At 71.9% G+C, this 13,060-nt stretch carries 12 protein-coding genes; all 12 read right to left on the bottom strand.

Annotated features, from left to right (window positions below):
* A complete protein-coding gene (locus ACFU99_RS01960; RefSeq protein ID WP_384384373.1) occupies nt 1-1,503 on the bottom strand; it encodes an NAD(P)/FAD-dependent oxidoreductase in 1,503 nt (500 codons plus the stop codon).
* Nucleotides 1,504-1,632: 129 nt separating this feature from the next.
* The gene (locus ACFU99_RS01955) at nt 1,633-6,960 is read right to left on the bottom strand and encodes a type I polyketide synthase (RefSeq protein WP_384384370.1); all 5,328 of its coding nucleotides are present in this window, start codon (nt 6,958-6,960) and stop codon (nt 1,633-1,635) included.
* 240 nt (nt 6,961-7,200) lie between these two features.
* Entirely contained in the window at nt 7,201-7,404 is a 204-nt protein-coding gene (locus ACFU99_RS01950; RefSeq protein WP_384384368.1) for a DUF5988 family protein, read from the bottom strand.
* Nucleotides 7,405-7,773: 369 nt separating this feature from the next.
* Nucleotides 7,774-7,938, bottom strand: a complete 165-nt coding sequence (locus ACFU99_RS01945) for a hypothetical protein (RefSeq protein ID WP_384384365.1) — start codon at nt 7,936-7,938, stop codon at nt 7,774-7,776.
* Between the two features lie 23 nt (nt 7,939-7,961).
* Nucleotides 7,962-8,207, bottom strand: coding sequence for a helix-turn-helix domain-containing protein (locus ACFU99_RS01940; RefSeq protein WP_384384362.1), 246 nt, complete (start codon nt 8,205-8,207; stop codon nt 7,962-7,964).
* A 17-nt stretch (nt 8,208-8,224) separates the two neighbouring features.
* Entirely contained in the window at nt 8,225-8,389 is a 165-nt protein-coding gene (locus tag ACFU99_RS01935) for a hypothetical protein (RefSeq protein WP_384384359.1), read from the bottom strand.
* 144 nt (nt 8,390-8,533) lie between these two features.
* Nucleotides 8,534-9,199: a hypothetical protein gene (locus ACFU99_RS01930; RefSeq protein WP_384384356.1), complete on the bottom strand. Its 666-nt coding sequence runs from the start codon at nt 9,197-9,199 to the stop codon at nt 8,534-8,536.
* A 35-nt stretch (nt 9,200-9,234) separates the two neighbouring features.
* Nucleotides 9,235-9,864, bottom strand: coding sequence for a hypothetical protein (locus tag ACFU99_RS01925; RefSeq protein ID WP_384384353.1), 630 nt, complete (start codon nt 9,862-9,864; stop codon nt 9,235-9,237).
* An 11-nt stretch (nt 9,865-9,875) separates the two neighbouring features.
* Nucleotides 9,876-10,739 carry an endonuclease/exonuclease/phosphatase gene (locus ACFU99_RS01920; protein ID WP_384384351.1) on the bottom strand — a complete coding sequence of 288 codons (864 nt, stop codon included), beginning with the start codon at nt 10,737-10,739 and terminating at the stop codon, nt 9,876-9,878.
* Nucleotides 10,736-11,245, bottom strand: coding sequence for a hypothetical protein (locus tag ACFU99_RS01915; RefSeq protein ID WP_384384349.1), 510 nt, complete (start codon nt 11,243-11,245; stop codon nt 10,736-10,738). Before ACFU99_RS01915 ends, ACFU99_RS01920 begins: the two co-directional genes overlap by 4 nt.
* Nucleotides 11,245-12,441 (bottom strand): hypothetical protein, encoded by a 1,197-nt coding sequence (locus tag ACFU99_RS01910; protein ID WP_384384347.1) that lies wholly within the window; start codon nt 12,439-12,441, stop codon nt 11,245-11,247. Before ACFU99_RS01910 ends, ACFU99_RS01915 begins: the two co-directional genes overlap by 1 nt.
* A 39-nt stretch (nt 12,442-12,480) precedes the next feature.
* A partial coding sequence (locus tag ACFU99_RS01905; protein WP_384384344.1) for an NUDIX hydrolase occupies nt 12,481-13,060 on the bottom strand: 580 nt, incomplete at its 5' end.

Raw genomic sequence — 13,060 nt, 5'->3', positions numbered from 1 at the left:
CTAGGCTGTGGGGTCGGTGGGGCTGGGGTGGTCCGCCGGGGTGTCGCTCTCGGGGTGCGGGTGTCCCACGCGCTGCCCGGAGGCCGCGTCGGCTCGGGCTGTGGGGCCCCAGTCGGCCGCCCTGGCACGCTGACGCGGCCTTATGACGGACGCGGCGACGCGGGCCAGATGCCGCGGGTGCAGGAGGAGCAGCGGGGGAGCGAGCATGTTGGTGACCCTCGCTATGTCGCGGTGCATGCGCGGGTCGTTGGGGATGAGCTGGTGCCAGCGGCCGAGGTACCACAGGGCGATACGGGATACGAGGGGTGGCTGCCGGCTCTGCCACGCGTGGTCCGGCAGCGTGGCGAGGGCCCATGGTGCCGCGGTGATACGCCGCAGCCGTCGTTGGAACTTCGCGCAGGCTCCGGGCTGTCGGGGATCGGGGTGGCGGGCGAGGTGGTCGCGCAGGGCGAGGGCTTCGAGGGCGGCGACCGTCATGCCTTGGGCGTAGACGGGGTTGAACGCGCAGACCGCGTCGCCCAGCGCGATCAGTCCGTCGGGCCAGGGGTTCAGGCGGTGGTAGTCAAGGCGGCGGTTGGCGGTGCGGGCGTAGCGCACGGGCGTGCCGGCGGGCCGCAGTTGTTGCACGGCCTCGTACACGTCGCTGGACAGGGTCTTCATGAAGGCGTCGAAGCCCTGCTCGTCCGTGGGCGGGTGATCGCCCGCTGCCCCTTGCAGGGTCACGATCAGCCGGTCGCCTTCGATGCGCAGGGCGAACGCGCCGCGGGCGGTAGTGGGGGGATGGAGGAGCTCGAAGACCGCGCTCCATTCGATACGTGAGGTGACGCGGTAGACGCGGGACGCGTAGCCGACGTGGGCGTCGACGCTCGTCTCGGTCACGCGCGGCAGCCCCAGGTCCGCGAGCCATCGCGGCAGATGCGAGCTGCGCCCGGAGGCATCGACCACCAGGTCCGCCTGGAAGCCGGTATCGCGAGTGCCGTCATGGGTCCCGCGGCTGCGAGGGCGGAGGCGGACGCCGGTGATCCGCCGCCCCGTCGCGTTCGCCGTGAGTCCGGTGACTGCGCAGGCGTCGCGAAGGTTCGTTCCGTGTGTGCGCAGGACGTGTTCGCGCAGGACGGATTCCAGCAGGGGGCGGCTGACCGGCTGGATGCGGATACCGGATTCCATCGGCCGCGGGGAGCCGGGCGGAAAGTGGAGCCGCGCCTCGCGGCAGAAGTCCACCGGTGTCGCCCCTGCCGCGCTCAGCTCACGCTGGATTCCCGGCAGGAGTTCCTCGAAGCATTGCAGGCCGCGGGCTTGGAGTGCGTGCGCGTGCCGGCCCTGCGGTACGCCCTTGCGGGGCGTGGGGGCCGCATCGAGGCGGTCGCGTTCGATGAGGGTGACCTGGCCGAAGCTGCCGCTCAGCGCTTGGGCCGCGAGCAGGCCGGCGATGCCCGCGCCGATGACGACGGCGTGACCGCCGCCCGCGCGCGGGGAGACGGGATCCGGGTGTCCTGCGTTCATCGGCTTTTCTCCTGCGGAGAGATTTCAGAGAAGGGCGGGTGGGCGGCGACCAGCTCGGGGACGGTCCGGCCGGTCGCGCCTGCTCCACGGGGCCGTGCGCAGGACGGCCGCGCCGGGCGGCCGTCCGTATCAGCGCTCTGCCGCGGGGGTGTCGTCCTGTGCGTCACTCAGTCCCACCGAGTCGCTCAGTCCCATCGAGTCGAGAAGCCACTCGGCGAGGGAGGCGGCGCTGGGCTTCACCCAGATGACGCCGGGCTTCATCTCGGTCTTCAGGGCGCGTTGCAGCCGTTGCTGCAACTGGGCGGCGCCGAGCGAGTCGAGGCCGAGGACGACGATGCTGGTGTGGGGTCCGATGTGGCGGGTGGTGCCGCCGAGCAGGTCGCGCACGGTCTCGGCGATGAAGGTTTCCAGGATGTCCTGGCGGGCCGCCGGGCCGTCGGCGGCCAGGAGCTGGTCGCGTACGCCCGTTTCGTCCTCCCCGGTGTCCTGGCCGGTGAGGAGGCCGGCCAGGAGGGTGGAGGCGCGCAGGGCCGGGTAGGGGGCGGTCCACTGGGCAATGTCCAGGGGCGAGTAGGCGACCTGCTGGTGGCCGGCCGTGAGGATGCGTTCCAGTGCGTCGATCCCGTCGGTGGGCGAGATGGTGAGGAAGCCGCGGTCGGCGAGGTGCTGTCCGCGGCCGACCTCGCTCCAGGCGCCCCAGTGGATGCCGGTCGCGGGCAGGCCGCGTTGGCGGCGGTGCGCGGCCAGGCCGTCGAGGAAGGCGTTGGAGGCGGCGTACGCGGCCTGGCCGGGCGAGCCGATCAGGGAGGCGACGGAGGAGTAGAGGACGAAGAAGTCGAGGGGGAGGTCGGCGGTGGCGCGGTGCAGCGCCCAGGCCCCCTCCGCCTTGCCGCGCCAGACGCGTTCCAGGAGAGCGTCGTCGAGGTTGGCGAGGGTGGCGTCCTGGACGACGCCCGCCGCGTGCAGCACGCCGCGCAGGACGAGCTCCTCGTCACCGGCCGCGTCGATCGCCCGGCGGATCAGTTCCGGGTCGGCGATGTCGCCGCGCAGGACGACGATGTCGGTTCCGGTGGAACGCAGCCCGTCCAGGCGGGCCTGGGTCTCGGGGGTGGGGGCGGAGCGGCCGACGATGACGATCCGCCCGGCTCCGCGCCGGGCCAGCCATGCGACGGTGAGCAGCCCCAGGCCGCCCAGCCCTCCGGTGACGAGGTACGACGCGCCGGAACGGACCGGCGATCCGTCCGGCCGTGAGGCGACGTCGACAGCTGCGTCAACGGCGGCGTCGTCGACAGCGACGTCGGCGGCTGCGTCCGGGCCTGCCGCCACCTGGGCGACGTGCCGTCCCCCGGGCAGCAGCCCGACCTCGGTCGGGGGCTGTTCGCTGTCGAGGAGTTCCGCGAGGATCTCGTCGTACGGCGTCGCCCCGGTGACGAACTCCAGGCTGCCGGCAGCCAGTTCCGGGTGCTCGTAGGCGGCGGTCCTGAGCAGGCCGCGCAGCGCCGCGGCCGACAGCGGGGCGTTCCCGGCCCGATACAGGATCCACAGCCTCGGCGGGCGCCCTGCCCGGATGAGGTGCCGGATCAGGGTGACGGTGCGGGAGACCAGCGTGCGGGCGGCTTCGGCGGGGTCGCCTTCAGGATCCGCTTCGCCCAGGGTGAGCACGAGGCCGGTGCACGGGGGCAGCGTCTCAGGCTCGCCGATAGCGGTGTCCAAGGGCAGCAGTCGGCAGCCGTCTGTGTGGTTCTTGAGTTCCAGGGCCAGTTCGGCCGGCCAGGCGTCGTCCTGCTCCGTGAGTACGACCCAGGTGCCGTCGGTGGCGCGGGGGCGCTCGGCGGGGGCCGGCACGGGGGTCCACCGCTGGTGGGAGAGGCGGGCGGTGAACCGTTCGGTGGGCGGGGTGACGTTGCTGACGCGCAGCCCCCGGATTTCGGCGACCACGGTGCCGTCCGCGGTGGCGAGGCGGGCCGATGCCGTGCAGCCCAGGTCGTCGGCTTCGTGGAGCCGGATGGCGACCCTGCGGGCGTGCGTGGTCGATCCGTACACGCGCACCTCCCCGAAGCCGGCGACCACTACGGGGCCCGGGGTGAGGGTGTAGTGAGCGAGCCAGGCCGACACGGCGGTCTGTACGACCTGGTCGGCGAGGGCCGGGTGCAGGGCCATCGTCCACGCGGAGACCCGTGCGCTCTCGTGGGTGTGCAGCACGGCGACCGCCCGGTCGTCATCGGGGCACACCTGGATACGGTCGATGGCGGTGAAGGCCGGGCCGTGGAAGACGTCGTGCTTGTCCCTGAAGGTGCGGTGCAGCACGGCCACTTCGTAGTCGTTCCAGCCCTCGACGTCGCGCGGGGCCGAAGCGAGCGGCTCGGTCGCCCGCTCGTCTTCGGGCAGGGGCCGGACGGTCCCGCGCGCGTGCACGGTGACGTCGCCGTCGCTGGTGGTCACGACCTCCACCGCGGTCTGGTCGCCGTCCTGGACCAGTCGGGTGGTGACGACCGGTTCCGGGTCCAGGATGAGCGGGTTGGAAACGGTGACGTCCGCTACGGCGACCCGGTCGGTGCCGTACGTCCGTACGGCGGCGGCCAGCATCATCTCCACGACTCCGGTGCCGGGCAGGACCGGTACGTCGGCGACGCGGTGATCGTCGAGCCAGGGCAGCAGCCGGGGGCCGACCGGGGTCTGCCACAGGTGGTGGTCGGGCCGGTCGGGGTCGTGGACGTGCCCGCCGAGCAGGGGGTGCTGCGCGGCGCCGGGCAGACCGGGGGCGACGAGGCGGTAGGCGGGGTCGTCGCCGCCGTGGCGGGTGCGGTGCCAGTCGGTAACGGGGACGTCGGCCAGGTCGCCGTCGCCATAGTGGGCGGCGAAGCCGATGCCGTCGTAGCCGGCGGCGTGGAGCGCGCCGAGGTGGGTCAGGAACGCGTCATCGTCGTCGGTGCCCTGCCGAAGGCTGCCGACCGCGACCGTGTCGGGGGCGGACTGCTGCTGGGCGGTGTCCAGGATGGGCCGGACCGCGAGCGGGTGGGCGGTGCACTCGATGAACAGCCGGTGCCCTTCGGACAGGGCCGCCGAGACGGCGGTGTGGAAGCGCACTGGATCGCGCTGGTTGCGCACCCAGTAGGCGCCGTCCAGCGCCCCGGGCCGCAGCGGATCGGCCGAGACCGTGGAGTAGAAGGGGATACGGGGGTGCGCCTGGGGCACGTCGGCCAGCGCGGTGCGCAACTGTTCCAGGACGGGGTCGACCTGTGGGGAGTGCGAGGCCACTTCCACATCGATGATCTTGGCCATGACGCCGTCCGCTTCCCAGCGCGCGACCAGATCGGCGATCTGGTCGGCGTCGCCGGAGACGACCGTGCTGCCGGGCGAGGTGAGCACGCCCAGGGCCACACCGTCCGCCCCAGCCTTCTCGATGGCCTCCCGCACACGGTCGGCGCCGAGCATCACCGAGGCCATCGCGCCGCCGGAGATCGTGGCCAGCAGGGCGGAGCGGCGGCAGATCATCTTCACCCCGTCGGCCGGGCTCAGACCGCCGGCGGCCACCATGGCCGCGACCTCGCCGAGGGACTGGCCGATGACAGCCGCCGGCTCGATGCCCCAGGAACGCCATACGGCGGTGAGCGCGACCTGGACGCCGAACAGGGTGGGCTGGATCCGCTCCAGACCGGCCAGCCGCTCGGAGTGGACGATCATCTCGCGCAGCGAGAAGCCGGCCTCGGCCCAGATCATCGGCTCCAGTTCGTCCACGGCCGCGGCGAACACCGCGTTGCGCGCCAGCAGGCCCTGGCACATGCCGGGCCGCTGAGAGCCCTGGCCGGTGTAGACGAACACCGGACCGGCGTGCTCGGGCGGCAGCAGCGGCGTTCCCGAGACCACCCCGTCGCTCGCTCCGTCGCTCGCCTCGTCGGAGGCGAAGGCACGGGCGCGGGTCGCCAGTTCGGGCAGGTCGCGGGCGACCAGTGCGAGCCGGTGGTCCGCGTGCGACCGGCGCAGCGCCAGGGTGTGCGCGACATCCAGCGGATCGGCCTCCGCCCCGGTCCCCTGCGCCCAGTCCACGAGGCGGGCCGCCGCCTTGGTCAACGACTCCGGCGAGTTGCCCGAGAGCAGGCATAACCGGGCTTCTTGGGCCGATCGTTCGGGCCGGCGGGGCTGACGGCCCCCTGTTGTCTGCCGCGGGGCGGATTCCAGGACCACGTGGGCATTGGTGCCGGTCACGCCGTAGGAGCAGACAGCCGCGAGACGCGTATCGCCGTCCACGGGCCAGTCGGTGGGAGAGGTCGGCACGAACAGCCGCGACCCCTCGTCCCGGGGAATCGCCGGGTTCCACTGTTCGAAGCCGGCGTTCGGCGGAATGACCCCGCGCCGCAGGGACTCCGCAGCCTTGATGATGCCCGCGATCCCGGAGACGGGCTCGGAGTGCCCGATGTTCGTCTTGACCGAGCCGAGGGCGCACCGGCCCCGGCCCCGGCCGTAGACGGCGTCGATGGAGGTGTACTCGATCGGGTCACCGACCGCCGTGCCCGGTCCGTGCGCCTCGACCAGGCCCACCTCGCCCGGGTCGACGCCCGCGTTCGCCACCGCGCGACGGAAGAGCCGCTGCTGCATCTCGGTGGACGGCGCGGTGAGCCGGCTGGCCTGCCCGTCGTTGTTGACCGCACTGCCCCGGATGACGGCCAGCACCCGGTCCCCGTCCCGCCAGGCATCGGCCAGCCGTTTGAGGACGAGCACACCGGCGCCCTCGCCCCGTACGTATCCGTCGGCGCGCGAGTCGAACGCGTGGCAGGCCCCGCGCTCCGACAGCAGCAGAGGAGACTCGTAGTAGTGCGTCTCCGGCGACAGCATCAGCAGTACGGCGCCGGCCAGCGCGGTGTCGCACTCGCCCAGCGTGAGCGCGCCGCACGCCGTGTCCAGGGCCACCAGCCCCGAGGAGCAGTGGGTGCTGACGACCATGACGGGGCCGCGCAGATCCATCGAGAAGGCGACCCGGCCCGCCGCGCCCGCCGTGAAGTTCCCGAAGAGATATGGGCTGTTGGGAGCGTCCTCGACCGGCCTCGCCTCACGGAAGAGATTGTCCGGGGCGTACGTGCCCATGTAGACCCCGGTACGCGAACCGCGCATCCGGTCCATCGGCACCCCCGCGTGCTCCACCGCCTGCCAGGCCACCTCCATCAGCACCCGGAACTGCGGGTCCACCCACTGCTGCTCCATCGGAGCCACCGAGAACGCCTCCGGGTCCCAGGCCCACACGTCCCCCTCCAGCAGGCAGGCCCACCCCGCCCGCTTCGCCAACTCCGGATCCTGCACAGCCGCGAGGCGTCCGGCATCCCAACGTTCTTCTGGCACCGGACCCGCCGTGCGCCGGCCACGGGCCGCCAGATTCCACAGACCCGCGGCACTGTCCACACCGCCGGGGAACCGGCACCCGACTCCCACGATCGCGATGGGCTGCGAATTAGTCGCTGACATCAAAAGTCCCTTTCAGGGCAGCCGGAGGTACACCAACCGGTCTGCGGGTGATTTTGTTCGGAATGCGTTTCGGGGGCCGCCGAATGCCTTTCGGGCACAGCGCCCCTGACTCTCATCCATGCGGTTCAGGCCGGCTTGGACCTGAACTCTTTCGGCAGCGGTGCCGGCAGGCCGGCCCGCTCCCCCCGCCTTTGCTCAGGAGAGGGTCCGGCCCTGGGCCCGCCAAGACCGCCGGACCCCTTATTCGGCGATCTTGGTGGAGTAGATCCACCGGAACACCGGGCAGCTGCGGCCGTCGACGTCGACGGAGCGACCCGTGTACTCGAAGTGCTCCCGGCCATTCAGGTAGATCACGGCGACACGGTCCGGCAACTGCGCTTCCGCGACGCGCGTTTGCTCCGGTCCGCCTCGCGGACCACCTTCCAGAAGCGCCAATGTCTCCACCTGAACCACCACCTGATATCGAGCAACACCGGTCGGTCGAGCAGAGGCGCGAATAGCCCCTGCTTCGAAGCGAAACAGACGACCGGGAGTGGCGGCAGGTCCTGCGGTCCTTCGAGCCGTGAACGTGTTGAACGCTCGTGAACATCCTTGAAATGCAGGGATATCCGGAGAGGGTTCATTCACGGTGACCACGTGCGTCCCCCACCGAACCCGTACCCGCGGAACGCGGCTGGATCGTAAGACCGTGTACCGGTCAGGGCCGCCCGTTCACACCCACCATGGAGGCCGCGGTGCCAGCCAACACCGCAATGCCTCGGCTTTCCCCGCACCGGCCGGCTGCTCTCAGATGGCGAGCGGCGAGACCTTGCCTCAGCGGCTGGTGCGGGCGAGCGGCGTCTCGTACTGGGGGGTGGGCCAGAGGGAGAGGTCGCTTAGCAGGTCGGCGAGAGTGGCCCAGTGGGCGCGGTGTGCGGCGGCGCGTATGCGTCCGTTGCACTCGACATTGCTGGAGACGACGTTGATGCGCTCGGGCATGTGCGGAACCGTGGAACCGGACTTCACTGGCGTTCTCCCTTGGCAGCGGAGCGGCTCACGCCGCCGCGCGGGCGAAAAGGGATCTTCTGCTGTGCCAGGGACCGGTGGATTGCGCCGAACGAGCGGCCGGTCTTCGCGGCGATGTTCCGGATGCTGGCGCCTTTGTTCTGGTAGGCGGCAGCCGCTGCCCGGTCGAATTCCTCTTTCTCCTCGCCGCGCAGTCGTTTGCGGGGTGGGATGGACGGCAGGTCCAAGTCCTCGGCTGGCATGGAGCTTTCTCCTGCGGTCACTGGGCCCTGCCGTTGTCGTTCTTGGGGGTGTGCTGGCGCACCTGCCGGTCGGCCAGGGCTCCCTGGGTCCGCTCGGCGGCCTTCTTGGTACTCATTTTGCGGTCCGCCTTGATCGTGTTCTTGGCGGCAGCGATGGTGTTCTTCTTGTTGTTCTTGCCCACGTGGTGGTCCTCGTTTCTCGGGCGTGCAGGTGGTCGGGTCCGGTGCGGGCTCGTGCGGCGGGCCGCGCGCCCGGGGCCGCCTCGGCGCCGGGTGCGTGCCCCGAGCGGTGCGTAATCGCGGGAGGCTGGCCGGCGGCGGGGCGGTCATCGGCCCAGCCCTGCGGCGGCGAGTTCCGCCTTCAGGTCGATGACGGTCACGCCGCGCAGGCGCCGGACGAGTTGGGCGGCGAGGTGCCAGCGGATGCGGGGGTCGTGGTAGCCCACGGGGCGCTCGTCGTCGTGCGCGGGGTGCAGCGTTCCGTCCTGTCCTGTGGTGTAGGGCAGTCCCCAGACTCCGTAGAGGCGCGCCAGTTTGACGCGGACCGCGACGTGGCCGCGCCGAAGCGGCGGGCACCGCTCGACCGAGGTCTTGGCGTGGGGGAGGCAGAGGGGCGGATGGGTCGTCAGCTCTCCCTCCGGCCAGCCCGGCTCCGTGCCGCCGTCGGGCCGCTCCAGCAGGAAGAGGTAGCCGAGCGAGGTGCGGCTGGCGAGCTCCTGGCAGCAGATTTGGCACCGCAACTCGTACATCGTTTCCCTCTGCCGGGAAGGGTGGACCTTCGCGTAGAGCGGCTCGCCGGTCGGCTGGCCGGCGTTGTCGCGGGGGTTGTGCCCCTGGCGCGCCCAGAGCGCGCCTCTGCGGTCCCGGTCGTGCGGCCCCTCGTTGGCGTAGTACAGGCCCCGCGCCGGGTCTGCCCGGAGCATCGATCCGATCCCGAGTTCCTCGCCGTCGCGGGTGGTGATGTACGGGACGACGATCTTTTGCTGGCCCATGGGGGGTCCTTCGCCGATTGGGAGGCTGCGGCGGGTCAGCCGAGGTGGGGGGTGGTGACGAGGGCGGCGAGGCCGGGTACGGCACAGGCGCGGCGTTGGAGGAGGTACACGTGGCCGGTGCCCCGCATCACGCCGCCGGGGACGGAGAAGCCCAGTGCGGCGCAGGCGTAGTGCATGCCCCAGGCCGAGGTCGTGGTGCTGCGCAGCCACCGGATGTGGCCGTCCTCGACGGGCAGGCGCCAGGCGCGGTCGAGGAGGGCCCCGGTCAGGCGCCAGGCCAGACGTGCGCCCGGCGCGGGGCGGGTGAACAGGCCGACCATGGAGTGCGCCGGTTCGGCGCGCTGTGCCGGGTCCCAGACCCAGGAGGAGGTGCCGGGCAGCACGGCCGCGCAGCCCACGATCTCGGCGTCCGCGCACAGCAGCCACACCAGTGGCTGTCCGTCTTCCTGTTCGCCCAGGTAGTTGAGGACGGCGGCGCGGCTGACCTTGAGGTCGACGGTGGTCTGCTCCTTGGCGGCCCGCCTGCCGATGGAGTTGATGCGGTCGTCGATCAGGACGGTGACGGCGTCCCGGTCGGCGGCGCGTGCCGGCCGCATTTCGTACGCCGTGGCGTCGGGGACGCCGGGGGCGGCAGCGGCGGGGGCGTGGCAGGTGGGGTGGGGCATCGGTGCTTCTTTCAGCGCTGGGAGAGGTTGAGGGTGACGGTGACCGGGAGGTGGTCGGCCATGAGGCGGGCGGCGGGGGTGTCGATGACGTCGCAGGCGTGCAGGGCGGGGGCCAGGGCTGGCGAGAGGAGGGTGTAGTCGGAGCGGTGGTCCCACAGGTGCTCGCTGTTCTGGCCGGTCACGGCGTTGGTCCAGTAGCCCGCGGTGCGGGGGGTGGGCAGGCCGAGCGCGGCCGGCGGGTCGACGAAGCCCGCGCCCCGCAGGGTGTGCAGGGCGCTCAGGTCGACCTCGTCGGTATAGGCCCCGTCCGGCCCTTGGACCAGGTGGTGGGCGTGCTTGGTGGCGGGGATGTGCGCGGTCAGCTTGTCCGGCGTCGTCTTCACCGGTTCGCCGAAGTTGAGGTCGCCGGACAGCAGAGTGTCCCGGCCCGGCTTGGCGTACTGGGTGAACCAGCCCACCTCTCCGCTGCGGGCGGTGGGGTTGAACGGGTTCAGATGTGCGTTGATCACGTTGAGCAGGCCGTGACCGTGGATGGCGAACTCGGCGAGGGCTGCGGTGTGGTGGAAGGCGCCGTACGAGAGGTCTGGCTCGAACTCGCGGGGCGCCAGGCGTGGCCACCGGTAGAGGATGGCCAGGTGGCAGCCGTGGCGGGGCGAGGGCGCGAACAGGAGCTGCATGCCCAGCTGTGCGGCGACGGCGTACGGGACGCGGAGCCGGTCGCGGTGCCAGTTCTTGCCCTCCTGGAGGCACAGGACGTCCAGGTCCAGGGTTTGGAGCAGGGAGATCTGGTCGGGCAGCCGGTAGGCCATGCCCTTGTCCGGGCGGCGTGCGCCGCCGTCCAGCAGGTTGTAGGTGGCGGCTCTCAGGAGCGTCATGCAGCGGCTCGGCTTTCGGATATGCGGGGCGGGGCGGACACCGGTCGCCCGTGGCCGGTCCGGTGGCGGCGTCTGATCCGCCACGTGGTGCTGTAGCCGCGGGCGGTGACGGTGAGGGCGAGGGTCAGGTGACGGAAACCCAGGTTGTGGAAGTGGGCCTTGACGCATTCGCGGTCGCGGAACTGGGCGGTGAGCAGGGCGGCCTCGGCGTAGGGCAGCGTGCGCGCGGCTTCCCCGATATCGGCGCGCAGCCACGCCAGGGCCCGGCGCGCATCATCCGCGTACTGCGTTTCCATCTGCGCGAGGGCGCCGGGCTGCGCCACTTTGCGGCGCTTTTCGCAGGAGAAACGCGCGCCGTCGAGCGGGGCTTGGTGGGAACCGGGATCGATCCAGTAGACGGAGAAACTGCCGACGGCGAAGCTCAGTTCGCTGGCGATGTTGCCGAAGGCGAGGTGCCACTCGTCGTCTGCGTCATCTTGTGTGACCAGCCACCGGGGCACGGCCATCACCGGGCCGGTCCCGCCGCCGGTCCCGCCGCGACGGAGTGGCCGAAGACGAGGGTGTCGGCGGCGTTGGTGAGGAAGGCGGCGGTGGCGCGGGGGTCGTGGCCCAGGCGTACGGACCATCGGGGGAGTGATACGAGGGCGTCGCGGACGGCCTGGGCGGCCTGGGCGGCGTCGGTCTGCTGCTCGGGGGCGGCGGCCGCCAGTCCCAGCAGATCCGGGTAGCGCTCCGCCCCGGTGAAGAGGTCGTCGCCGAACTCGGCGGCGTGGGTGTCCGCCGACGGTGCGGCCACGTCGGGCAGCACACGGGGGAGGAGCACGGCGGCCGCAGTTCCGCCGGCAGCCGGGAGCAGGCCGAGATCGGCGGGGCGGCTCAGCGCCCGCTGCGCCAGACCCTGGTAGTCCAGCCACGACGCGCGGGACCCCTTACGGAGCGCCCGGCTGATCTCGTAGGACTGCTGCGGGTGGGCCTGGGGGGCGCCGAGGAAGTGCTCGCGTACGCGGTCGTACAGGCCCAGGCTGTCGAGGAGCGGAAGGTCCGCGCCGATTGCGGCGGGCCAGGGCAGCAGATGGATGCCCCCACCGGGCGCGGGGCGGGCGAAGATCCGGCCGTCGCTGATCAGTTCCCAGCCCGCGCAGCCCAGATGGAGGACGGCGGTGGTCGTGCCGGCTCCCGGCATCCCGCCGATCAGCAGGGCCTTGCCGTCGCGGACGACGGCGGCGCCGCGCAGCAGAACCCAGCCGTCGGCCTGGAGCTGGGCGCGGATCGCGTCCCGGACCAGGCGGACGGTGGCCACGTCGAGCGCGTCATGGTGCATGGCGGAGACAAACAAACGCCGGCCGTCCGCCTCGGCGCGGTAGACCACGCCACGCGTCGTCTGTACCGCGTAGGCCCGTCCGTCGGTGTCGTGCATGCGCAGGGCGCGGGCGCCCGCGTAGAACAGCTCCTCGTGCTCGTGATCGACCATGGCCTGCTCGATGCTGTGCACATTGCCTGGGTCCACGGCGACGCTGATCACCGGAACCTGGTCCTCGGCTGTGGTGTGGGGGGCGGGGTCCACGTGCCACCGGTCGCCGAAGTAGCGGCGGCATGTCTTGGCGACGGCTGGGGCGGCGGCAGCCACCGTTACCCGCGCGAGGGGGAGGCTGGTGTCGGGGTCGGTGACGGTGACGCGGATGCGGCTGGTGGTGCTGTGCATGGGGGCTCCGTAAGTTGCTGCTGTGGGCGGCGTGGACGGTTAGGTCGCTATGCGGCCGTTGAGCATCTCGATGCAGTCGTCGTCGCGCGCGGCTGCCAGTACGGCTTTGACCTGGGGGACTTCGTCGGGTGCGCAGAGCCGGTCCAGGTCCGTGGGTGTCGCCCAGGCGAAGTGGTCGAAGTCCTCGGGCAGCACGATGGCGAAGGCCGCAGGGACCGCGTCGGAGAACGAGTAGTAGTAGGTGGTCATGGCGGCGACCTTCGGGGTGGCGGTCGTCGAGTCCACGCCACGGATCTTGGCGGCCGGTACGGCGAAGGACAGTCCGGTCTGCTCACGGATGTGTCTGACCAGGGCGTCGCGCATCCACTCGCCGTCCGCAGCCCGGCCGCCCGGCAGTCGGCACCAGCGGTCGTCGCCCGCCGCGCGGAGGCGTCGGCGTACGAGCAGCACCGCGCCCGCCTCGTTGACGAGCAGGCCCCGTACGGCGATCGAGTACACGTCCGGATCGACGCTGATAGGGCTGACAGGGGTGCTGGCGGTGCTGGCGTTCACGGTCGGTCCTTTCGGGTCGAGGTGAAGTGGGCCGCCCGCGCCCCACGGTGCGGGCGGCTGGCCGTCT

Origin of the sequence: Streptomyces sp. NPDC057654 (assembly GCF_042800135.1) — a bacterium.
GTDB lineage: Bacteria > Actinomycetota > Actinomycetes > Streptomycetales > Streptomycetaceae > Streptomyces.
This window is presented reverse-complemented; position numbering and strand designations above follow the sequence as displayed.